Here is a 19,969-nt window from a genome sequence, read left to right as displayed (position 1 = left end):
GCGTACGTCGCCTTCACCCTCGCACGGTACGGATGTCAGCCGGCGTCCCCGGCGCGGAGCTGCCCCAGGTCGGCCTTCACCGTGTCGATGGGGATGGCGAAGCCGAGCCCGACGCTGCCCGCCGTGGAACCGCTCGCTCCGCTCGGCGCGTACATCGCGGAGTTGATGCCGATGATCTCGCCGTTCATGTTGATGAGGGCGCCGCCCGAGTTGCCCGGGTTGAGCGAGGCGTCGGTCTGGATCGCCTTGTACGTCGTCTTCGAGGAGCCGGTGTCGCCGTTGAACTGCTGCCCGCCGAACTCGAACGGCCACTGACCGCTGTCCCCGCCCTGGCCCTGCTGCTCCTGCCCCGGGTTCTCCTCCTTCGACACCGTCACGTCCCGGTCCAGGGCGGAGACGATTCCGCTGGTCACCGTCCCGGTCAGGCCCTCCGGCGAGCCGATCGCCACCACCTCGTCGCCGACCTTCACGTCGTCGGAGCTCCCGAGCGTCGCCGCCTTCAGGCCGCTCGCGCCCTGGAGCTTGATCAGAGCGAGGTCCTTGCCGGGGGCGGTGCCGACGACATCGGCGGTGTACGTCCTGCCGTCGCTCAGCTTGACCTTGACCGAGTCCGCGCCGGACACGACGTGGTTGTTCGTGATGATCTCGCCGTCGGCGGTGATGATCACCCCCGAGCCGGTGGAGTCGCCCGATGCGGACGTGGCGCTGATCTCGACGATGCTGGGGCTCACGGCCTGCGCGACCCCGGAGACGGTGCCCTTGCTGCTCTGCGAGACGTTCGTACCGCTGACGCCGTTGCCGCCGGTGGCGGGCTCCGTGCCGGTGAGGCGCTCCGCGAAGGCCGCCGTTGTGCCGCCGATCATGGCCGCGACGATGGCGACAGCGGCGAGGAGGGCGACGGGCCGCCGGGCTCGCGGGGGTGCGGCCACCGGAGGGGCGTACGCGGGCGGCGGCGGATACGCGGCACCGTACGAGTAAGAGGAGGGCTGCTGCTCATGCTCGGGGTACTTGGTCATGTCTCAGAGCTTGGTCAGCTCTTATGAGAACTGTCTGAGGAGCCGCTGAGAAGCCCGACAGAAGCGCGTATGCCCTTAATAAAGAGGGGTGTTCAACGGCTGGCTGTTTTCTGCGTATTACTGCATTTGTGTGTGTGTGGGTGTGTGTGCGTTGGGTTGCGGTGTTCGGGGTGGGAACGGGTGACCTTTCGCGGTGTGGTTCGTTGACCAGTCCGGCGTGAGGGGCTTCAGAGATGTGAGCGGGGGTTGGTTGCGGTGCAGCGGTCGGTTTCGGGCCTGCGGGTGGCGGCTGCGCCGTTCGTCGTTCCGGGGCCTACTGGTGTCGCTGTGCGTGACCGGTTGAAGCAGCTGACCGCCGGGGATGTGGAGGTGCTGCGGTTGGTGGGCGCGCACATGGGTGCGCTGGCCTCCCGGGACCTCAAGGTGCGCTGCGCTGATGGTCTGGAGCATTCTGCGGAGTCGTGGGCGGGGCGCAAGCGGGCGCTGACGGAGGTGTCGTCGTCGCGGTGGGCGGGTGCGGTGACGAAGGCGTCGCATGATCAGTGGGCGTTGGCCCGGCGTTGCCAGGCGGCTCACATCCGGGGTCTTGAGGCGGGGATCGGGATGCTTCGGCACCGTCTGTCCCTGCCGATCGGCGAGCGGGGCAGCAAGCGGGCGTCGGGTGGTTACCGGTCGCGGCGGGAGTGGCATGCGAAGTCGCGGCGGCTGGCCGCTCTGGAGGCCCGCCGTACTGCCGCTGTGCTGGACTGGCGGGCGGGCCGGGTGCGGGTGGTGCGGGGCGGCAAGGGCCTGTTGAACACCCGCCACCATCTCGCCGATGCCCAGCTCACCGAGGCGCAGTGGCGGGAGCGGTGGGAGGCGGAGCGGTGGTTTCTGTCGGCTGATGGTGAGTCGGGGAAGCGGTATGGCAACGAGACGATCCGTGTCAGCCCCGACGGCCAGGTGTCGATCAAGCTGCCGGTGCCGCTGGCCGGGCTGGCGAACGCCCCGCACGGCCGGTACGTGCTCGCCGCGAAGGTGCGGTTCGCGCATCGGGGCACCGAGTGGGCTGATCGCATGGAGGCGAACCGGGCGGTCGCCTACCGCATCCACCACGACACCCGGCGCGGCCGCTGGTACCTGACGGCGTCCTGGCAGATCCCGCCCTCGCCCACGGTCCCGCTGGAGGCGGCGCTCGCACACGGGGTGATCGGTGTCGATACCAATGCGGACCATCTCGCCGCCTGGCGCCTCGATGTCCATGGCAACCCCATCGGCCGGCCCCGCCGCTTCTTCTACGACCTGTCCGGCAACGCCCAGCACCGCGACGCGCAGGTCCGCCACGCCCTGTCCCGGCTGCTGAACTGGGCGAAGACCTGTGGGGTTGCCGCGATCGCGGTCGAGGACCTGGACTTCGCGGCGGAGAAGACCCGCGAGAAGCACGGCCGCAAGCGCCGCTTCCGGCAGCTGATCTCCGGCATGCCCACCGGCAAACTCCGCGCCCGCCTGACCTCCATGGCCGACCAAACGGGCACCGCGATCATCGCCGTCGACCCGGCCTACACCAGCAAGTGGGGCGCGCAGCACTGGCAGAAGCCCCTCACCAGCACCACCCGTAAGACCACTCGCCACGACGCTGCCGCCGTGGCGATCGGAAGGCGCGCCCAAGGGCACCCGATCCGGCGACGGACGGCACCGCCCCACAACGACCAGAGCGATCGTCGTGGGCATCGGACCGTCCAGGCCAGCCGGCGTGCTCTTGGGCGTGAGGAAACCCGCCCCCGCATTCCCGGACCACGGACACGATCCGTGCCGCCCGGACGCGGAGCGAACGCGGGGGACCAGAACGCCCAAAACCGTTCGGGGCGTTCGGCCGAGCATGAGGCCTGGCAACAGGACTCACTCCCGCTCAGTCCTTAGGAACGGTTACGTCGCCGGGCAGCCGCAGGAGCGGCGTACCACCAGCGCCGAGGGGAACTGCTTCAGCCGCTCGCGCCGCGACCCCGCCACCCGCAGCGAGTCGTCCAGCACCAGGTCCACCGCCGCCCGCGCCATCGCCGGCCGGTCGGAGTAGACCGTCGTCAGCGGCGGATCGGTGAGCGCCGCTTCCTTCACGTCGTCGAACGCCGCGACCGCCAGCTCGCCCGGTACGTCGATCCGCAGCTCACGCGCGGCCCGCAGCACGCCGATCGCCTGGTCGTCCGTGGAGCAGAAGATCGCCGGCGGCCGGTCCGGTCCGGCGAGCAGGTCCAGGGCCACCTTGTAGGCGTCGTACCGGTTGTACGGAGCGTGGAAGAGCCGGCCGTCGGTCGAGCGCCCCGACTCCCGCATCGCCCGGCGCCAGCCCACCACGTGGTCGGCCACCGGGTCGCCCACCATCGGCGTCGACTCCATGCCGCCCAGACAGGCGACGTACGCATGACCGTGCTCCAGGAGGTGGCGGGTCGCGAGCTGCGCGCCGCCGATGTTGTCCGTGACGACCGCCACGTCGTCGATCGTCTCCGGCCGCTCGTGCAGCAGCACCACCCGCGCGTCCCACGCCTCGATCTCGGCGGCCGCCCACTCGCTCGGGCCCTGGCTGACCAGGATCAGGCCGGAGACCCGCATGCCGAGGAAGGCCCGCAGATAGTGGACCTCGCGCTCGTCGCGGTAGTCGGAGTTGCCGACGAGGACCATCTTTCCGCGGTCGGCGGCGGCCTGTTCGACCGCGTGCGCCATCTCGGCGAAGAAGGGCTGCCTGGCATCGGGGACGATCATGCCTATGAGGTCGGTGCGGCGGGACGCCATGGCCTGCGCGACCCGGTCCGGCCGGTAGCCGAGCTCCTTGATCGCCGCGAGGACACGCTCGCGCGTGGCCGGGGCGACCGGCCGGGGTCCGTTGTTGATGACGTAACTGACGACCGCGGTGGAAGTCCCCGCAAGTCGTGCCACATCGTCCCGCGTCACCTTGGCCACGCGCGGCAGTCTACGCGTGGTGACCTACCGCTGGGCAGGCCGTACTGCCTCTTCCTCCCGCTGGGGCACCGCGGAGTCGTCGGGGTCCCTGTCCGCCGTGTGGGTGACGGCCGCGGGCACCGCTTTCTGCGCGGCCTTGGCGGCCCTGGCTTCCTCGGCCGCGGCCGCCCGCTCGACCTTCTCCGGAGTCACGAAGCGGTAGCCCACATTGCGTACGGTCCCGATGAGCGACTCGTGCTCCGGGCCGAGCTTCGCGCGCAGCCGCCGTACGTGCACATCGACCGTCCGCGTACCACCGAAGTAGTCGTAGCCCCACACCTCCTGGAGGAGCTGGGCGCGCGTGAAGACCCGGCCGGGGTGCTGCGCCAGATACTTCAGCAGCTCGAACTCCTTGAAGGTCAGGTCCAGGACCCGCCCCTTGAGCTTCGCGCTGTACGTCGCCTCGTCGACCGACAGGTCGCCGCTGCGGATCTCCATCGGGCTGTCGTCCGAGGTGATCTGCTGGCGGCCCGTCGCGAGGCGCAGCCGCGCCTCGACCTCTGCCGGGCCTGCCGTGTCGAGCAGTACGTCGTCGATGCCCCAGTCGGCGGTGACGGCCGCGAGGCCGCCCTCCGTGACGACGAGTATCAGCGGACAGCCGGGTCCGGTGGACCGCAGCAGCTGGCACAGCGACCTGACCTGCGGGAGGTCACGGCGGCCGTCGATCAGGATGACGTCGGCACCTGGGGTGTCGACGAGGGCCGGGCCTTCGGCGGGGGCCACCCGCACACTGTGCAGAAGCAGGCCGAGGGCGGGAAGCACCTCCGTCGACGGCTGGAGGGCATTGGTCAGGAGCAGCAGAGAACTCATCGTCGGCCACCTGCCCGGGTCGTCCGGTCGTGCACGTTTCGCTTGCCCATTACGTCGGTTCCTCCTCGGTCCCTGCGGAGGGGGTACCCCCTGCTCCTTAAGAGCTTGGGGGCGTATGCGGCACTGCTTTCGTACGGTTCGGTCCCGCGCCCTGAGACCTCACCGCGTCATCTGTCCGTAACAACGGTCAGAAAACACAAAAGGACCCGGGGGCAACGTTGCCCAGGTCCTATGCCCAGCAGAATAGCCCACATGAGTTCCGTACCGGAGGGTCCTGTCCGCAGATCGCGTGTTCCCTCCGTCACGCACGGCTCCCGGCGCACGGTTTTGCGGGCGGACGACGGGGTCCGTATCGAGGCGCTGTACGAGCCGTCGCAAGGCGGCGATGACGGCGGGGAGGCCGATGACGGCGGGGACAACTCCCTGGCGATCGTCGTCGCGCACGGCTTCACGGGCTCCGTGGACCGGCCCGCGGTGCGGCGGGCGGCGCGGGTGTTCAGGCAGTACGCCGCCGTGATCACGTTCTCATTCCGTGGACACGGCGGCTCAGGCGGCCGCTCCACGGTCGGCGACCGGGAGGTCCTCGACGTGGCGGCGGCGGTCCGCTGGGCACGCTCGCTGGGACACGAGCGGGTGGTCACCGTCGGCTTCTCGATGGGCGGCTCGGTGGTCGTCAGGCACGCGGCGCTGTACCGGGACGGAAGCGGTTCCCCGCATGGGGGGCGCATGGAAGCGCACCCGGCGGGCCACGTGTCCGCGCGAGCCGACGCCGTGGTGGCGGTCAGCGCCCCCGCCCGCTGGTACTACCGGGGTACGGCGCCGATGCGGCGGGTGCACTGGGTGATCACCCGGCCCGCCGGGCGCCTCGTCGGGCGCTTCGGGCTGCGTACCCGGATCCACGCCCGGGACTGGGACCCGGTGCCGCTCTCGCCGGTCGAGGCGGCGGCCAGGCTCGGACCGACTCCGCTGCTGGTCGTGCACGGCGACCGCGACCCGTACTTCCCACTGGACCATCCGCGGGCACTCGCCGCTGCGGCCGGCCGCAGCGAACTGTGGATCGTGCCCGGCATGGGTCACGCCGAGAACGCGGCCGAGGAGACACTCCTCACCCGCATCGGCGCCTGGCTGACAGCGGCATAGCCCATCATGGAAGCCGACGAAAGGAGCCGCGCTATGGCAGTAGGCACCATCCGCTTCTGGGCCGCGGCCAAGGCCGCCGCCGGCACCGCCGAGGAGCCGTACGCGGCCGCGACGCTCGCCGAGGCGCTCGACGCGGTGCGCGAACGGCACCCCGGGGAACTGACGCGCGTACTCCAGCGGTGTTCGTTCCTCATCGACGGCGACCCCGTCGGGACCCGCGGTCATGAGACCGTACGGCTGGCCGAGGGCGGCACGGTCGAGGTGCTCCCGCCGTTCGCAGGAGGATGATCACCGAACCATGAGCAACCAGCAGCCCTACCCGTCGTACGACGGACACGACCCGCAGGACGGTCAGCAGGCGCCGCCCGCGCAGGAGCCGTTCACCCAGACCTGGGAGGGACAGACCTGGGACACGCAGTTCCAGCCTGTGCAGCAGCCGTACCGGTCGCAGGACCCCCAGAACGGCGCGTACCCGCTGCCGCCGGAGGCGCCCGACCCGTACGCCCAGTACCCCGCCGCCCAGTACCCCGCCACTCCGACGGCGTACGAGCCGGCTCCGGGGACGTACCAGCCCGCCCCGGAGGCGTACGCGACCGCAGCGGCCGCGTACGAACCCGCACCCGCGGCCACCGCAGCTCCCGCGCCCCAGCCCCACCCCGCGGCAGCCACCGGCTCCGCGGCGTACAGCTCGCCCACCACCGCCGGCAACGCCGGCATCACCGCCGCCCAGCGCGCCCGCGCCGAGGGCCGCTCGCCGATCATCGCGCCCGGCATGCAGCCCGCCGCCCTGACCGCCGGGCTCGCGCTGCTGCTCGCCGGCGCCGCGGCCGTCGGCCAGTACGCGCTCGTGGTGCCGCTCGTGCTGCTCCAGGCCGTCACCGCCGCCGGCTGGTTCCGGCTCAACGGCATGTGGCCCGCCAGGCAGGGCATCGCGCTCGCGTTCCTCGGCGGCGTCACCGCCGACATCGCGCTGCTGGCCGTCGACGCCGAGCACGCGCCCGCCGCGATCATCGGCACGCTCGGCGTCTGGGTGCTGCTCACGCTCGTACTGCAGCTGCGCAACCGCGCCCCCGCCGACGAGCGGATGTACGGCCTGACGGCCACCGTCACCTCGGCCGCCCTGGCCGTGATCGCCGCAGGTCACCTCGCCGCGGCCGCCGACGCCGCGGCCGCCGACGCCGTGACCGTCGGCGGCGTGGCCGTCGCCGTCGCCGTACTGGCCCGCGCGCTGCCGCTGCCCGGCGTCGCCTCCGTGACCGTCGCGCTGCTCGCCGCAGCGGGCGCCGGGGTCGCGGCCGGAGGGATGACGGACATCGGCGCCGACGGCGCACTGCTCGGGCTCGCGGCCGGGGTCTGCGCGCTGATCGGTCTGCGCGTGGCCAGCTACGACTACCCCTCCCGGTTCGTCCACATGACGGCCGGAGTGGCCCTGCCGCTGACCGCCGCCGCCCCCGCCGTCTACCTGATCGGCCGGGTCATCTCCTGACGCCTGTGGTTACCTGGCAGTAGTCGACGAGTGTGGGGGATCCGTAACAAATGCGTGCGCTGCGAATACTGCTGACCGTCGCCGTGATCCTCGGCGGCATTTTTGTCGTCGTGGACCGCCTCGCGGTCAACTTCGCCGAGTCCGAGGTCGCGAAGCGCGTCCAGAGCCAACAGGGTCTGACCGGCGGAGCCGATGTATCGATCAAGGGATTTCCCTTCCTGACCCAGGTCGCCGCCAAGCATCTCGACCAGGTCGACGTGACCGTCGAGGGCGTCGAGGCGAGCGCGGAGGGCCGCAAGGTCCGGATCAGTGAGATGACCGCCGAACTCCACGACGTGCGGGTGCGCGGCACCGTCGGCGGCTTCTCGGACGCGACGGCGGAGCTCGCCACCGGCAAGGCGCGCATCTCGTACGAGGACCTGACCAAGGCCTCCGAGAGCGGCTTTCCCGTCGCCTACGGCGGCAACGGCAAGGTGAAGGTGACGGGTTCCGTCCAGCTCCTCGGGCGCGAGATCACCCGCAGCGTGCTGTCCAGCGTGACCGTCGTCGACGGCGACACGCTCAGGGTGCGGGCGGACGAGGTTCCGGGGGAGGGCCTTCCCGGCATCGAGGCGAAGGTCCGCGAGAAGACCGACTTCGACCGGCAGATCAGCGGGCTGCCCATCGGCCTGAAGCTCGAAAAGGCCGAGGCGACGAAGGGCGGGCTGGAGATCTCCGGCACCGGTACGAACGTGGGCCTCGCCGGATAGTGAGACGCCTGCGTCCGCCCCTCAGGCAGCGGGCGGCCGCAGGCGGCGCGCCGGCCCGGAACGAAGCCCTTGCGCCGGCATCCCATCCCGCATCCCGGACGATCGTGTCTCAACATGCGACACACCGGTGACATGCCGGTCGTGACATCCCTACGATCGGTCCCATGCAGCAGCGACAGGCGGACCTCACGAAGCGGCGGGCAGTAGACCTGTGCCGCGTCGCCGCCATGCTCTGTCGTACTGCCTGAGCGGGTTCTGACCGGCACAGTCCGGCACCCGCCTTCCCCCCGGCCCACCGACCGACCGAACTGGTGCAGTCGCAGTCAGGGCCGGCCCCCCGTGCGGTCGTAACGCCGTCCCGTTCCGCGTACCGGCGTGCCCGCACACCCGCACATCCGCACCTCGCGCATAACCGCCGCACACTGCCCCGGAGGAGAACAGCATGAGCCGCAGCGACGTCCTGGTAGACGCAGACTGGGTCGAGGCCCACATCGAGGACCCGAAGGTCGCCATCGTCGAGGTCGACGAGGACACCTCGGCGTACGAGAAGAACCACATCCGCAACGCGATCCGGATCGACTGGACCAAGGACCTCCAGGACCCGGTCCGCCGCGACTTCGTCGACCAGGCCGGCTTCGAGAAGCTCCTGTCCGAGAAGGGCATCGCGAACGACACCACGGTGGTCCTCTACGGCGGCAACAACAACTGGTTCGCCTCGTACGCCTTCTGGTACTTCAAGCTCTACGGCCACAGCGACGTCCGCCTGCTGGACGGCGGCCGCAAGAAGTGGGAGCTCGACTCCCGCGACCTGGTCGCCGAGGTCCCGCAGCGCCCGGCCACGCAGTACAAGGCCCAGCCGCAGGACACCTCGATCCGTGCCTTCCGCGACGACGTGGTCTCGGCCATCAACAACCAGAACCTCGTCGACGTACGTTCCCCCGACGAGTTCAGCGGCAAGCTGCTCGCCCCGGCCCACCTCCCGCAGGAGCAGTCGCAGCGCCCGGGCCACGTCCCGTCCGCCCGCAACATCCCGTGGTCGAAGAACGCCAACGACGACGGCACCTTCAAGTCCGACGAAGAGCTCAAGGCCCTGTACGAGGCCGAGCAGGTCGACCTGGCCAAGGACACCATCGCTTACTGCCGCATCGGTGAGCGCTCGGCCCTGACCTGGTTCGTCCTGCACGAGCTGCTCGGTGTCGACAACGTCAAGAACTACGACGGCTCGTGGACCGAGTACGGCTCCCTGGTCGGCGTGCCGATCGAGCTCGGCGCCAACAAGTAACCCCTCATCGCCTGCGACTTGAAGGACGGATTCAACATGTGTGGAGCAAAGGCCGGCGGCCCCGACGCCTCGACGATCAAGCCCGGTGAGACCACCATCCAGGGCAGCGTGACCCGCGACGGCGAGCCCGTCACCGGTTACGTCCGCCTCCTGGACTCGACCGGCGAGTTCACCGCCGAGGTCCCGACCTCGGCCACGGGCCAGTTCCGCTTCTACGCGGCCGAGGGCACGTGGACCGTACGCGCCCTGGTCCCCGGCGGCACGGCCGACCGTACGGTCGTCGCCCAGACGGGCGGCCTCGCAGAGGTCGCGATCGCCGTCTGACGAGGCGCTTTCTCACTGGCCGAAGGGCCGCACCCCGGGGGGTTGGACGCTGTCCCGGACCAGGTGCGGTCCTTCGGTCGTACCGTGGAGGTATGTACGAGCGGCGGCGGCACGCCTACTTCCTGCTGATGGGCGGATGCATCGTTCTCTTCGTCTCCGCCTGGGCCCTCGTGCGGCTGTGGTCCGTGCCGGTGGCCGTGGGGATGTGCTTCGTCGCGATGGTCATTCCGCCGATCGCGGCGATGGTCGCCAACCGGCGGGGGCCGGACGACCGCTGGTGGGACGACCCGTCCGGAGACCCGAAGTCCGACGACTGGTGGGACGAGCTGGACGGCAAGAAGCGTCCCCAGTAGACCTCGCCAGTGGACCTCCCCAGCAGGCCCCAAGCAGGTCAGTAGACGAGGGACTGCACGTCGCCCGCCATGACCTCGCTGACGAAGACCTGGGCGCCCGCGATCCGTACGCCCTCGATCACGTCGTTCTCGGTGATCTCGCGGCGTGCCGCGCACTGCGTGCACAGCGTGATCTGTCCCGCCGCGTTGATCGACTCGATCAGGTCCGGCAGCGGCGCCGCGTGCGGCAGCTCGAACTCCGCCGCGCGCCCCGGCAGCGCGAACCACGAGGACTCGCCGGTCAGCCAGAGCGAGACCTCGACCCCGCTGGCGACGGCCACCGCCGCCACCGTGAACGCCTGCGAACACCGCTCCGGGGCGTCGGCCCCGGCGGTCACCTTGATCACGAGCTTCTTCGCCATGTCCGAACTGTAATCGTGTCCATCGCGTCCATCGCGTCTTGATTCCGGCTGACGACCAGCAGCTGCGAACCCGCGACGGCCGTGCCGGGCCCCGCCGACTAAGCTGGGGCCCGGCCCCGTACCGCCCACCGCTCGTGCAAGGAGCAACCCCGTGCTGACGATCTTCTTCGAAGCCCTGCTGGTTCTGGTCTGCGTCGGCGTTCTGGCCTTCGCCGGTCTGACCGTGAAGAAGCTCTACCAGGGTCAGCGCTGACCCACCCCGCCACCCCTCCCCTCACAGATCGTCTGAGCAGCTCATGATCGAGATCCCGTCCGACCTCCACCCGGACCTCGTCCCCCTCGTCTTCCTCCTCGGGCGCTGGGAGGGTGCGGGCGTTTCCGACTTCCCCGGCGCCGAGAAGTGCAACTTCGGCCAGGAAGTCACCTTCACCCACGACGGCCGGGACTTCCTTGAGTACGTCTCCCACACGTGGGTGCTCGACAACGAGGGCAAGAAGGTCCGGCCGCTGGAGAACGAGTCCGGCTACTGGCGCGTCGACAAGGACCGCAAGGTCGAGGTCGTCATGATCCGTGACCAGGGCGTCGTCGAGATCTGGTACGGCGAGCTCGCCGACCAGAAGCCGCAGATCGACCTGGTGACCGACGCGGTCGCGCGCACCGGCGCCTCCGGTCCGTACACCGGTGGCAAGCGTCTCTACGGCTACGTCAAGAGCGACCTCATGTGGGTCGGCGAGAAGGCCACCCCTGACGTCGAGCTCCGCCCCTACATGTCGGCGCACCTGAAGAAGGTCGTCGACCCGAGCGAGTGGGCGAAGGACCTCAAAGACCTGCCCGACGACGGGATCGCGTTCTTCAAGTAAGCCTTCAAGTAGGCCGACACCACGTGGGTTGCCTGCCGCGCTGCCTACACTGGGCACGTGGTGAGCACCGACTGGAAAAGCGACCTGCGGCAGCGCGGCTATCGGCTGACGCCCCAGCGTCAGCTCGTCCTGGAAGCCGTGGACGCCCTGGAACACGCGACGCCCGACGACATCCTCGTCGAGGTGCGCAGGACCGCGTCCGGCGTGAACATCTCCACGGTGTACCGGACCCTGGAGCTCCTGGAGGAGCTGGGGCTGGTCAGCCACGCGCATCTGGGGCACGGGGCACCGACGTACCACCTGGCGGACCGCCACCACCACATCCACCTGGTCTGCCGCGACTGTACGAACGTGATCGAGGCCGACATCGCGATCGCCGCCGACTTCACGGCCAAGCTGCGCGAGACGTTCGGCTTCGAGACCGACATGAAGCACTTCGCGATCTTCGGGCGCTGTCAGAAGTGCGCCGCGAAGGCTTCCGCGGAAGCTTCAACTACCGAGTCGTAGGCTTGGCGGCATGAAGAGCCCCCTGCTGTCCCTGCCCGGTGCCGTGCCCGCCGAAGGGCGCGACGAAGGCGTCGCCGCGCATTACGGCGACCTGTTCCGCGAGCAGCGCGCCCTTGCCGACGGCGTCGGCTTCGTCGACCTTTCCCACCGCGGCGTCGTCACCGTCACCGGTGACGACCGGCTGACCTGGCTGCACCTCCTGCTCACGCAGCACGTCAGCGACCTTCCGGCCGGCCGGGCCACCGAGGCGCTGATCCTCACTGCGCACGGTCATGTCGAGCACGCGATGTACCTCGTCGACGACGGCGAGACGGTGTGGATGCACGTCGAGCCGGGTACGCAGGGCGATCTCGTCGCGTACCTGGAGTCGATGAAGTTCTTCTACCGGGTGGAGACGGCGGACCGGACGGACGACTTCGCCGTGGTCCACCTGCCGGCCGGCTCGATCGCCGGCGTACCGGAGGGGGTGGCCGTACGGGAGACCTCGCACGGCCGCGATCTCTTCCTGCCGCGCGGCCGGCTGGAGGAGTACGCCGGGGCTCATGGTCCGGCGGCCGGCATTCTGGCGTACGAGGCCCTGCGCGTCGAAGCGCACCGGCCCCGCCTCGGCTTCGAGACCGACCACCGCACCATCCCGCACGAGCTGGGCTGGATCGGCAGCGCCGTACACCTCCAGAAGGGCTGCTACCGGGGCCAGGAGACCGTTGCCCGCGTCCAGAACCTGGGGAAGCCGCCGCGGCGGCTCGTCTTCCTGCACCTGGACGGCAGCGATGTCCTGCTGCCGGGGCCGGGGACGCCGGTGCGGCTGGCGGCGGACGGCGAGGAGGGGCGCCAGCTGGGGTTCATCACGACGTCGGCCCGCCACCACGAGCTGGGGCCGATCGCTCTCGCGCTGGTCAAGCGCAATGTGCCGGTGGACGCGGAGCTGCTGGCGGGGAACACGGCCGCGGCGCAGGAAGTCGTCGTAGAGCCGTAGGACTGCTTGAAGGTCAGTCCTTAGATTTCGATCAGGATCGTGAACGGGCCGTCGTTCGTGAGGGAGACTCGCATCTCCGCTCCGAAGCGGCCCGTTTCCACGTGCGCGCCCAGTGCGCGGAGCTGGGCCACGACCTCCTCGACCAGCGGCTCGGCGCTCTCGCCGGGGGCCGCGGCGTTCCAGGTGGGGCGGCGGCCCTTGCGGGCGTCCCCGTAGAGAGTGAACTGTGAAATGACCAGAAGTGGCGCATTCACATCGGAGCAGGACTTCTCGCCCGCAAGGATCCGAACCGACCACAGCTTCCGGGCGAGCTGGGCGGCCTTGTCCGTTGTGTCCCCGTGGGTGACTCCCACCAGCACACACAGGCCTTCGCCCACGATTTCGCCGACCGTTTGTCCGGCCACCACGACGCTCGCGCCGTCGACCCTCTGCACCACTGCACGCATGCGGCCCAATCTATCCGGGGCTGAACGGGCGTAGAGCGCCTGCGTAGCCGCCGTCAGGAGTGGCACGATGCACGGGAGGCGGTGCGCGCCCCGCACCGGTCGAGGGGACGGAACAATCCATGAGCACATCTGGCGCCGGGCAGCCGCTCGGTCCCGTACCTATGCCAATGATTCAGCTGACGCCTTCCGCTCCCGCCGCACGACCACCCGCGCAGCGGACCGGTGAGAGCGCGGAGCGTCAGCCGAAGACCGATCTCGGTGTGCTGGGGCTGCCGGAGCTGCGCGGTCTGCGCCGTGACTCGCAGCGTGACGAGGCGGACCTCAGTTATGTGCGGCGTCTGCTGCACGGGCGGATCGACATTCTGCGGGCCGAGCTGGCGCGGCGTACGGGGCCGGAGTCCCCTGTCGTCGACCGGCTGTCGGAGATCCTCGCGGACGCCCCTTCGCGGCACCGTTCCTCCGCTCGTCACGTGACGCTGTCCACACCGCACAGCGAGGAGTTCCGGCTGCTGGCGGCCGAGATGCTGGCCGAGGTCGAGCTGTCGGATCTCGCCGCCCGTACGGACGAGGAGCTGCACGCGGCCATGGGGCGGCTGGTCCGTTACGAACAGCAGGTCTCGCGGCGCCGGCAGCATCTGCAGCGGACGGCGGACGATTGCAGTGCGGAGATTGCCCGCAGGTACCGTGATGGGGAAGCTCAAGTAGACGACCTGCTGACCTGACGCCGCGATCCGGCCGTACGGGAGCCTGGTCCTGTTCCCGCCCCGGAAGGTCGAGATGTCCTCCAGCAACGCCGCCGCCGTCACCGCCATATCCCCGGTCCTCGCGGAAGTCGTCCGTTCCGGCTTCGTCGAGGGCCATCACCGGGGTTCGCTGGTCGTTCTGGCGGCGGACGGCAGCGTGGAGCTGGCGGTCGGGAATCCGCACGCCCCGGTCTTCCCGCGCTCCAGCAACAAGCCGATGCAGGCCGCCGCGATCCTGCGAGCCGGGCTCGACCTGTCGGGGGAGCGGCTGGCGCTGGCGGCCGCGAGCCACTCGGGGGAGCGGTTCCAGCTGGATCTCGTACGCAAGATGCTGGCGGAGTACGGGCTCACGGAGGCGGACCTCCAGACTCCGCCGGATCTGCCGCTGGACCCGGTGGAGGCGGAGGCGTACCTGGCCGGGGGCGGGGTGCGCGAGCGGGTCACCATGAACTGCTCCGGCAAGCACGCGGCGATGCTGGCGGCCTGCGGTCTGAACGGGTGGGACACGGGTTCCTACTTGGACCCCAGTCATCCGCTTCAGCGGCTCGTGCTGCGGGTGGTGGAGGAGGCGAGCGGCGAGCGCGTCACGGCGGTGGGTACGGACGGGTGCGGCGCGCCGCTGATGGGCATCAGCCTGGTCGGGCTGGCGACGGCTTTCCGCAGCTTCGTGCTCGCGGAGCCGGGCACGGCCGAGCGACGCGTCGCGGACGCGATGCGCGCGCACCCTCAGTACGTCGCGGGTACGCGCCGCCCCGACACCTGGCTGATGCGCGAGGTGCCGGGCGCGCTGTCGAAGATGGGCGCCGAGGCGGTCCAGGCGGTGGCTCTGCCGGACGGCCGCGCCGTCGCGTTCAAGGTCGACGACGGTGCGACGCGGGCGCTGGGTCCGGTGCTGGCGCGGGCGCTGCGGCGGCTGGGTGTGGACGGGCCGGTGGTGGACCGGATCGGGCGGGCGCCGCTGATGGGCGGGGCGGCCGAGGTCGGGGAGATACGCGCGGCGTTCTGAGCGGAGTCTGCCTGGACGCGGGGGTCCGGGCGCCCGGAAAAATACGGGCGACAGGCGGCGGCCGGTGTGCATAGCGTGGACGCATGAGCGTCGACGTCCGTACGATCACCGCGTCCGAGTTCCGCGACTGGCTGCGCGCCTTGGCCACCGGCTTCCTCCGGGCACCTCTCGCCTCGGAAGAGGAAGCGGCGGAACGCCTGGCACATACGGACCTGGCCCGTGTGCGGGGCGCGTTCGACGACGGGCGCTGTGTCGCGACGTACCGTTCCTTCGCGCAGGAGCTCACGGTGCCGGGCGGCGCGGCGGTCCCGGCGAGTGCCGTGTCGAACGTGACCGTGTCGCCGACGCACCGCCGCCGCGGTCTGCTCAGCCGGATGATGGACGCGGATCTCGCGGCGGCGAAGGAGCGCGGCGACGTGCTGTCGACGCTGATCGCCGCAGAGTATCCGATCTACGGGCGGTACGGGTTCGGGCACGCCGCGTCGATCAGCGAGTGGGAGATCGACGTACCCAGGGCGGGGCTCGACGCGCGCTGGGCGGGGCCCGACGACGGTGGCGGCCGGGTCGATCTGGTCGACGGGGCCGACGTACGCAAGCTCGGACCCGAACTCCACGACCGCTTCCGCGCGATGCAGCCCGGTGCGGTCAGCCGGGACCAGCGCTGGTGGCAGGTCAACACGGGGCAGGTCGTCATGGCGCACGAGCCCTGGCGCGAGCCGTTCTACGCCGTTTACCGCTCGGCGCACGGCGAGGTCGAGGGCCTGCTGGTCTACCGGGCCGAGGAGAAGTGGGGCGACGCGAAGCAGCCGCTGAACATAGCGAACGTGGGCGACATGATCGCGGTGTCGCCGGCGGCCGAGCGCGCGCTGTGGCACTTCGTCTGCGCCATCGACTGGATCTCGACGGTACGGTCCGGATACCGCGCCAGTGACGATCTGCTTCCCCTCCTGCTCCCGGATCCCCGGGCTGCCAGGATCGTCACTCAGGCGGATTTCCTGTGGGTGCGGCTGCTCGACGTCGTACGGGCCCTGGCGGCTCGTACGTACGCGGTGCCCGCCTCGCTCGTGCTGGAGGTGCACGACGCGGCGGGGCTGGCCGGCGGGCGGTTCCGGCTTGATGCCTCGGCGGACGGGGCGGTGTGTGCCACTTCGGCCGAGGCGGCCGATCTGACGCTGGATGTACGGGAGTTGGGGGCGCTGTACCTGGGCGAGGAGTCCGCGGTGCGGCTGGTGGCGCTGGGCCGGGTCGTGGAGGAGTCGGCGGGTGCCGCCGCCGTTGCCGACGCCCTGTTCCGTACGCCCAGGCGACCGTGGTGCCCGGACATCTTCTGACCGGGCCGCCACCAGTGCCTCCGGACCGCCGAACTCTGTGACGCTCACTCCCCACTCCGACGTCTGTGCGTCTGTGACCTCAAGTTCTGTTGAGGTCAAGCGCGTACGCTTCGTCCTCATGAGTGGTTTGCGCGAGCGGAAGAAGCAGCGGACGTACCGGGTCGTCTCCGATGCCGCGATCGCCCTCTTCCTGGAAAAGGGCTTCGACAAGGTCTCCGTGGCCGAGGTGGCCGCCGCGGCCGAGATCTCCAAGCCGACCCTCTTCCGCTACTTCCCCACGAAGGAGGACCTCGCGCTGCACCGGTTCGCCGACCACCAGGACGAGGCGGCCCGGGTGGTCGTCGACGGGCGCGCGGACGGGCTTTCGCCGCTGGACGCCCTGCGGCGGCACTTCCTCGCCGGCCTCGACCGGCGCGACCCCGTGACCGGGCTCAGCGACGACGCCGACGTGCTCGCCTTCCACCGGCTGCTGTACGGGACGCCGAGCCTGGTCGCCCGGCTCCACGCGTACGTGAAGCGCTCCGAGGAAGCGCTCGCCGCCGCCCTCGACGGGCCCGACCCCCTGGCCGCGCGGCTCGCGGCCGGGCAGATCGTGGCCGTACAGCGGATCCTCGCCGAGGAGAACTGGCGTCGGATCGAGGCGGGGGAGAGCGCGCGGAAGGTACTTCCGGGGGCTGTGGCGGCGGCCGAGCTGGCCTTCGAGCAGCTGAGTACCGGCCTCCGTCCGCGATTTTAGGCCTCAGTCAAATTCGTTACTTGGTTACGTTATCTTGGGTGGATGACGTCACTCGACCATGCCCTCAGCCAGGAGCGGACCTTCCACGACCTCTGCCGCGCAGCCCTGACCCGCATGACCGAAGGCGCCGGTGAACAGGTCGTCACCGGCGCGGACGTCTCCGCCTCCGGCGCCGACGCCGAAACCCTCGGCTTCCATCTGCGCTCGTACGCCAAGGAGTTGAGGGAAGAGCCGCAAGGCCCGCTCTTCTTCGGACGGCTCGATCTGGCCGACGGCCAGAGCCACCACATCGGTCGCCGCCGCATCGCCGAACACCCCGCCGATCCGCCGCTGGTCATCGACTGGCGCGCCCCCGTCTCCCGCACCTTCTACCAGGCGAGCGCGCAGGACCCGCAGGGCGTCCTGGTGCGCCGGCGGTTCGGCTGGGCGCCGTGGAGCAAGGGGGCGTCAAAGGACCTGACCGGGATGGAGGACGAGCGGCTCGCGGCCGGGGAGGAAAGCGGCGGCGCGGCGAAAAGCGGCATCCTCGCCGAGGAGATCGAGCGGCCCCGCGTCGGCCCGATGCGCGACATCGCCGCCACCATCCAGCCCGAGCAGGACGATCTCGTACGCTCCGGACTCACCGAATCCGTCTGCGTGCAGGGCGCCCCCGGCACCGGCAAGACCGCCGTCGGCCTGCACCGCGCGGCGTACCTCCTCTATACGTATCCGCAGCGCCTCCAGCGCAGCGGCCTGCTGATCCTCGGGCCCAACCGGACCTTCCTCTCGTACATCGCAGAGGTGCTGCCGTCGCTGGGGGAGGGTGGCATCCGGCAGTCGACCGTCGACGACGAGATCGGGCGTCATCCCGTCCGCGCCGAGGACAGCCCCGCCGCCGCCGTCGTCAAGCACGACGCCCGCATGGGCCGCGTGCTCCACCGGGCGCTGTACGGGCGGGTGTCGGCGCCCGCCGAGACCGTGGCCGTGCCGGACGGCTCGTACCGCTGGCGGATTGCGCGCGGCGAGCTGGAGCGGATCGTCGAGGAGGTGCGGGCCGAGGCGCCCCCGTACGCCGTCGGCCGTGAGCGCGTGCGCACGCGCGCGGTGCGGGCGCTCCAGCTCCAGGCCGAACGCCGGGCCGGTCCGCCCAGCGACGAGTGGCTGCGAAGGATGGGGCGGTCGCGGGCGATCGGGGCGTTCGTCGACGCGGTGTGGCCGAAGGTCCAGCCGGAGGAGATCGTGGCGGCGGTGCTCACCGACCCTTGCGATCCGCTCCTCACGCCGGCCGAGCGGCGGGCGATCCGCTGGGCGAAGCCGCCACGCTCCTGGAAGAGCGCCAAGTGGTCGGCCGCCGACCTGGTGCTGATCGACGAGGTCGCCGGCCTCGTCGAGCGCCCCGAAAGCTACGGCCACGTCGTCATCGACGAGGCGCAGGACCTCTCCCCGATGCAGTGCCGGGCGATCGCGCGCCGCGTCGAGTTCGGATCGGTGACGGTGCTGGGCGACCTGGCGCAGGGTACGACGCCGTGGGCCGCCCGCACCTGGCCCGAACTCCTCGCCCACCTCGGCAAGGAGACGGCCGCCGTCGTGCCGCTGACCACCGGTTTCCGGGTCCCGGCCGCGATCGTGGAGCTGGCGAACCGGCTGCTCGGGGCGCTGGACGTCGACGTACCGCCGGGCCGGTCGCTGCGCGCGGACGGCGAACTGGCAGTGCGTGAGGTGCGGGATGTGGCGGCTGCGACGGTCGATGCGGTACGGGCGGCCCTGACCAGGGAGGGCTCGGTGGGCGTCATCGCGGACGCCGGCCGGGTGCGGGAATTGCGGGAGGCGCTGGACGCGGCGGGGCTCGGCGACGCGCCCCGGTTGTCCGTGCTGCCGGCGACGCTCGCCAAGGGCCTGGAGTACGACCACGTCATCGCCGTCGAACCGGCCGAGATCGCCGGCGCCGAGGAGCGGGGCCTGCACCGGCTCTACGTGGTGCTGACCCGGGCGGTCAGCCGCCTCGACGTACTGCACCGCCTCCCGCTCCCGGCGCCCATGCCGGCCTGAGGCCGGCCTGTCCGCCCTACCAGCGGTTCCGGTGGATGACCTCGGCGACCGGGCGGCGGCGTACGGGACCGAACTTCCCCAGCGGCCACCCCACCGGGACGGCGGCGAAGGTATGCATGTCCTCAGGGATGCCCAGCGCCTGTTTCCACTCCTGCTCCAGCATCAGGTGCCAGATGGTGATGTTGGCGGCGAGGCCGAGACCGCGCGCCGCGAGGAGGAGGTTCTGTACGCCCGGGTACACGCACGAGCCCTCCGCGAGAGCCATGAAACGCGTCTGAGTGTTCATCATGTGCGCGACACCCTCCGGGCCGAGCGCCTGCGCCGACGCCTGGAGCCCGGCCTCGTCCGTGCGCGGCTCGGGAAAGCGGTAGCAGGGGACGATGAGCGCGGGGGTTTCGGCGAAGTGGTCGCGCTGGTACTCGATGGCGGCGACCATCCGGGCGTACGCCGCCTCGTCCATGCCCTTCGGCGCGTACTTGCCCGTGGTCGCCAGGTACGCGTCCACGCACCGCTTCCACAGCGGCGCGAGCCGGGACATGACCTCGCGGTCGGTCACGACGACGTACTCGTAACACTGCATGTTGCCGCCGCTCGGGCCCCAGACGGCGGCCTGTAGGAGCTGGTCGAGCGTTTCGTCCGGCACGGGGTCGGGCTTGAGGCGGCGCATGGCGCGCATCGTCGACATGGTGTCGAAGAGCGCGGGCGTCGTCTGTGCGGTCGTCTCAGTCGTCATGATCGCGGAGTGTACGGCGCGAAGTCGCCTCGGCAGCAGTGGGTTTGGCCGGGAATGCGGGAGCCGCCC

At 70.8% G+C, this 19,969-nt stretch carries 22 protein-coding genes and 1 pseudogene; 17 read left to right on the top strand and 6 right to left on the bottom strand.

The window, feature by feature from the left end:
- Positions 1-35: 35 nt before the first annotated feature.
- Positions 36-1,016 (bottom strand): S1C family serine protease, encoded by a 981-nt coding sequence (locus J7E96_RS10050; protein WP_215129668.1) that lies wholly within the window; start codon positions 1,014-1,016, stop codon positions 36-38.
- 255 nt (positions 1,017-1,271) lie between these two features.
- Here J7E96_RS10050 and J7E96_RS10045 point away from each other — a divergent pair.
- Positions 1,272-2,915, top strand: a pseudogene (locus J7E96_RS10045) (IS200/IS605 family accessory protein TnpB-related protein).
- A gap of 6 nt (positions 2,916-2,921) precedes the next feature.
- Here the strand turns inward: J7E96_RS10045 and J7E96_RS10040 are convergent.
- Both J7E96_RS10040 and J7E96_RS10035 read right to left on the bottom strand, forming a co-directional pair.
- On the bottom strand, positions 2,922-3,950 hold the full coding sequence (locus J7E96_RS10040; RefSeq protein ID WP_215129663.1) for a LacI family DNA-binding transcriptional regulator: 1,029 nt from the start codon (positions 3,948-3,950) through the stop codon (positions 2,922-2,924).
- Positions 3,951-3,974: 24 nt separating this feature from the next.
- The gene (locus J7E96_RS10035) at positions 3,975-4,799 is read right to left on the bottom strand and encodes a response regulator transcription factor (RefSeq protein ID WP_215129661.1); all 825 of its coding nucleotides are present in this window, start codon (positions 4,797-4,799) and stop codon (positions 3,975-3,977) included.
- A 252-nt stretch (positions 4,800-5,051) separates the two neighbouring features.
- Here J7E96_RS10035 and J7E96_RS10030 point away from each other — a divergent pair, with 252 nt between their 5' ends.
- From J7E96_RS10030 to J7E96_RS10000, 8 genes are all read left to right on the top strand, one after another.
- A complete protein-coding gene (locus J7E96_RS10030) occupies positions 5,052-5,939 on the top strand; it encodes an alpha/beta hydrolase (RefSeq protein WP_215129659.1) in 888 nt (295 codons plus the stop codon).
- A 33-nt stretch (positions 5,940-5,972) separates the two neighbouring features.
- Entirely contained in the window at positions 5,973-6,227 is a 255-nt protein-coding gene (locus J7E96_RS10025) for a MoaD/ThiS family protein (protein ID WP_215129657.1), read from the top strand.
- Between the two features lie 10 nt (positions 6,228-6,237).
- Entirely contained in the window at positions 6,238-7,425 is a 1,188-nt protein-coding gene (locus J7E96_RS10020; RefSeq protein WP_251069665.1) for a hypothetical protein, read from the top strand.
- A 50-nt stretch (positions 7,426-7,475) separates the two neighbouring features.
- Entirely contained in the window at positions 7,476-8,174 is a 699-nt protein-coding gene (locus tag J7E96_RS10015) for a DUF2993 domain-containing protein (protein WP_215129654.1), read from the top strand.
- 164 nt (positions 8,175-8,338) lie between these two features.
- Positions 8,339-8,422, top strand: a complete 84-nt coding sequence (locus J7E96_RS38710; protein WP_355254274.1) for a putative leader peptide — start codon at positions 8,339-8,341, stop codon at positions 8,420-8,422.
- Between the two features lie 194 nt (positions 8,423-8,616).
- Positions 8,617-9,456, top strand: coding sequence for a sulfurtransferase (locus J7E96_RS10010; protein ID WP_214979820.1), 840 nt, complete (start codon positions 8,617-8,619; stop codon positions 9,454-9,456).
- Between the two features lie 36 nt (positions 9,457-9,492).
- Positions 9,493-9,780, top strand: coding sequence for a DUF1416 domain-containing protein (locus J7E96_RS10005; protein WP_018101653.1), 288 nt, complete (start codon positions 9,493-9,495; stop codon positions 9,778-9,780).
- A gap of 92 nt (positions 9,781-9,872) precedes the next feature.
- Positions 9,873-10,133, top strand: coding sequence for a DUF3099 domain-containing protein (locus J7E96_RS10000; protein ID WP_215129652.1), 261 nt, complete (start codon positions 9,873-9,875; stop codon positions 10,131-10,133).
- Positions 10,134-10,171: 38 nt separating this feature from the next.
- Here J7E96_RS10000 and J7E96_RS09995 read toward each other — a convergent pair whose 3' ends face one another.
- Positions 10,172-10,534, bottom strand: coding sequence for a DsrE family protein (locus J7E96_RS09995; RefSeq protein ID WP_215129650.1), 363 nt, complete (start codon positions 10,532-10,534; stop codon positions 10,172-10,174).
- 296 nt (positions 10,535-10,830) lie between these two features.
- Between J7E96_RS09995 and J7E96_RS09990 the strand changes: the two genes are divergently transcribed.
- Genes J7E96_RS09990 through J7E96_RS09980 form a run of 3 tightly spaced genes read left to right on the top strand, consistent with a single transcriptional unit; the run spans position 10,831 to position 12,877 of the window.
- Positions 10,831-11,394: an FABP family protein gene (locus J7E96_RS09990; protein WP_215129648.1), complete on the top strand. Its 564-nt coding sequence runs from the start codon at positions 10,831-10,833 to the stop codon at positions 11,392-11,394.
- Between the two features lie 57 nt (positions 11,395-11,451).
- Entirely contained in the window at positions 11,452-11,901 is a 450-nt protein-coding gene (locus J7E96_RS09985) for a Fur family transcriptional regulator (protein WP_215129646.1), read from the top strand.
- 10 nt (positions 11,902-11,911) lie between these two features.
- Positions 11,912-12,877: a folate-binding protein YgfZ gene (locus J7E96_RS09980; RefSeq protein ID WP_215129644.1), complete on the top strand. Its 966-nt coding sequence runs from the start codon at positions 11,912-11,914 to the stop codon at positions 12,875-12,877.
- A 20-nt stretch (positions 12,878-12,897) separates the two neighbouring features.
- Here the strand turns inward: J7E96_RS09980 and dtd are convergent, their stop codons facing one another.
- Positions 12,898-13,323 carry a D-aminoacyl-tRNA deacylase gene (gene dtd / locus J7E96_RS09975; RefSeq protein ID WP_215129642.1) on the bottom strand — a complete coding sequence of 142 codons (426 nt, stop codon included), beginning with the start codon at positions 13,321-13,323 and terminating at the stop codon, positions 12,898-12,900.
- A gap of 119 nt (positions 13,324-13,442) precedes the next feature.
- On the opposite strand from dtd, the gene J7E96_RS09970 reads away from it, so the two are divergent.
- The 5 genes from J7E96_RS09970 to J7E96_RS09950 all read left to right on the top strand — a co-directional run bounded on the left by J7E96_RS09970 (position 13,443) and on the right by J7E96_RS09950 (position 19,167).
- A complete protein-coding gene (locus J7E96_RS09970) occupies positions 13,443-14,045 on the top strand; it encodes an ABC transporter substrate-binding protein (RefSeq protein ID WP_215129640.1) in 603 nt (200 codons plus the stop codon).
- 55 nt (positions 14,046-14,100) lie between these two features.
- A complete protein-coding gene (locus J7E96_RS09965; protein WP_215129638.1) occupies positions 14,101-15,072 on the top strand; it encodes an asparaginase in 972 nt (323 codons plus the stop codon).
- A gap of 83 nt (positions 15,073-15,155) precedes the next feature.
- Positions 15,156-16,403: a GNAT family N-acetyltransferase gene (locus tag J7E96_RS09960; RefSeq protein ID WP_215129636.1), complete on the top strand. Its 1,248-nt coding sequence runs from the start codon at positions 15,156-15,158 to the stop codon at positions 16,401-16,403.
- Positions 16,404-16,521: 118 nt separating this feature from the next.
- Complete coding sequence (locus J7E96_RS09955; RefSeq protein ID WP_215129634.1) at positions 16,522-17,139, top strand: TetR/AcrR family transcriptional regulator; 618 nt, start codon at positions 16,522-16,524, stop codon at positions 17,137-17,139.
- A gap of 42 nt (positions 17,140-17,181) precedes the next feature.
- Positions 17,182-19,167, top strand: a complete 1,986-nt coding sequence (locus J7E96_RS09950) for an AAA family ATPase (protein ID WP_215129632.1) — start codon at positions 17,182-17,184, stop codon at positions 19,165-19,167.
- 16 nt (positions 19,168-19,183) lie between these two features.
- Here the strand turns inward: J7E96_RS09950 and J7E96_RS09945 are convergent, their stop codons facing one another.
- Positions 19,184-19,900 (bottom strand): nitroreductase family protein, encoded by a 717-nt coding sequence (locus J7E96_RS09945; protein ID WP_215129630.1) that lies wholly within the window; start codon positions 19,898-19,900, stop codon positions 19,184-19,186.
- Between the last annotated feature and the right edge of the window lie 69 nt (positions 19,901-19,969).

It is taken from the genome of Streptomyces sp. ISL-96, assembly GCF_018614035.1.
In the GTDB taxonomy this organism is placed as follows: domain Bacteria; phylum Actinomycetota; class Actinomycetes; order Streptomycetales; family Streptomycetaceae; genus Streptomyces.
The sequence above is the reverse complement of the archived record's forward strand: the minus strand, read 5'-3'. Positions and strand labels throughout refer to the sequence as shown.

What these genes read in the sequence shown, in the direction of transcription:
- J7E96_RS10005 (WP_018101653.1), top strand. Translation starts at nt 9,493, where the DNA reads ATGTGTGGAGCAAAGGCCGGCGGCCCCGACGCCTCGACGATCAAGCCC.
- J7E96_RS09995 (WP_215129650.1), bottom strand. Translation starts at nt 10,534, where the DNA reads ATGGCGAAGAAGCTCGTGATCAAGGTGACCGCCGGGGCCGACGCCCCG.
- J7E96_RS10020 (WP_251069665.1), top strand. Translation starts at nt 6,238, where the DNA reads ATGAGCAACCAGCAGCCCTACCCGTCGTACGACGGACACGACCCGCAG.
- J7E96_RS10025 (WP_215129657.1), top strand. Translation starts at nt 5,973, where the DNA reads ATGGCAGTAGGCACCATCCGCTTCTGGGCCGCGGCCAAGGCCGCCGCC.
- J7E96_RS10030 (WP_215129659.1), top strand. Translation starts at nt 5,052, where the DNA reads ATGAGTTCCGTACCGGAGGGTCCTGTCCGCAGATCGCGTGTTCCCTCC.
- J7E96_RS09945 (WP_215129630.1), bottom strand. Translation starts at nt 19,900, where the DNA reads ATGACGACTGAGACGACCGCACAGACGACGCCCGCGCTCTTCGACACC.
- J7E96_RS10035 (WP_215129661.1), bottom strand. Translation starts at nt 4,799, where the DNA reads ATGAGTTCTCTGCTGCTCCTGACCAATGCCCTCCAGCCGTCGACGGAG.
- J7E96_RS09965 (WP_215129638.1), top strand. Translation starts at nt 14,101, where the DNA reads ATGTCCTCCAGCAACGCCGCCGCCGTCACCGCCATATCCCCGGTCCTC.
- J7E96_RS09960 (WP_215129636.1), top strand. Translation starts at nt 15,156, where the DNA reads ATGAGCGTCGACGTCCGTACGATCACCGCGTCCGAGTTCCGCGACTGG.
- J7E96_RS09980 (WP_215129644.1), top strand. Translation starts at nt 11,912, where the DNA reads ATGAAGAGCCCCCTGCTGTCCCTGCCCGGTGCCGTGCCCGCCGAAGGG.
- J7E96_RS38710 (WP_355254274.1), top strand. Translation starts at nt 8,339, where the DNA reads ATGCAGCAGCGACAGGCGGACCTCACGAAGCGGCGGGCAGTAGACCTG.
- J7E96_RS09990 (WP_215129648.1), top strand. Translation starts at nt 10,831, where the DNA reads ATGATCGAGATCCCGTCCGACCTCCACCCGGACCTCGTCCCCCTCGTC.
- J7E96_RS09970 (WP_215129640.1), top strand. Translation starts at nt 13,443, where the DNA reads ATGAGCACATCTGGCGCCGGGCAGCCGCTCGGTCCCGTACCTATGCCA.
- J7E96_RS09950 (WP_215129632.1), top strand. Translation starts at nt 17,182, where the DNA reads ATGACGTCACTCGACCATGCCCTCAGCCAGGAGCGGACCTTCCACGAC.
- J7E96_RS09955 (WP_215129634.1), top strand. Translation starts at nt 16,522, where the DNA reads ATGAGTGGTTTGCGCGAGCGGAAGAAGCAGCGGACGTACCGGGTCGTC.
- dtd (WP_215129642.1), bottom strand. Translation starts at nt 13,323, where the DNA reads ATGCGTGCAGTGGTGCAGAGGGTCGACGGCGCGAGCGTCGTGGTGGCC.
- J7E96_RS10015 (WP_215129654.1), top strand. Translation starts at nt 7,476, where the DNA reads ATGCGTGCGCTGCGAATACTGCTGACCGTCGCCGTGATCCTCGGCGGC.
- J7E96_RS10010 (WP_214979820.1), top strand. Translation starts at nt 8,617, where the DNA reads ATGAGCCGCAGCGACGTCCTGGTAGACGCAGACTGGGTCGAGGCCCAC.
- J7E96_RS10000 (WP_215129652.1), top strand. Translation starts at nt 9,873, where the DNA reads ATGTACGAGCGGCGGCGGCACGCCTACTTCCTGCTGATGGGCGGATGC.
- J7E96_RS10050 (WP_215129668.1), bottom strand. Translation starts at nt 1,016, where the DNA reads ATGACCAAGTACCCCGAGCATGAGCAGCAGCCCTCCTCTTACTCGTAC.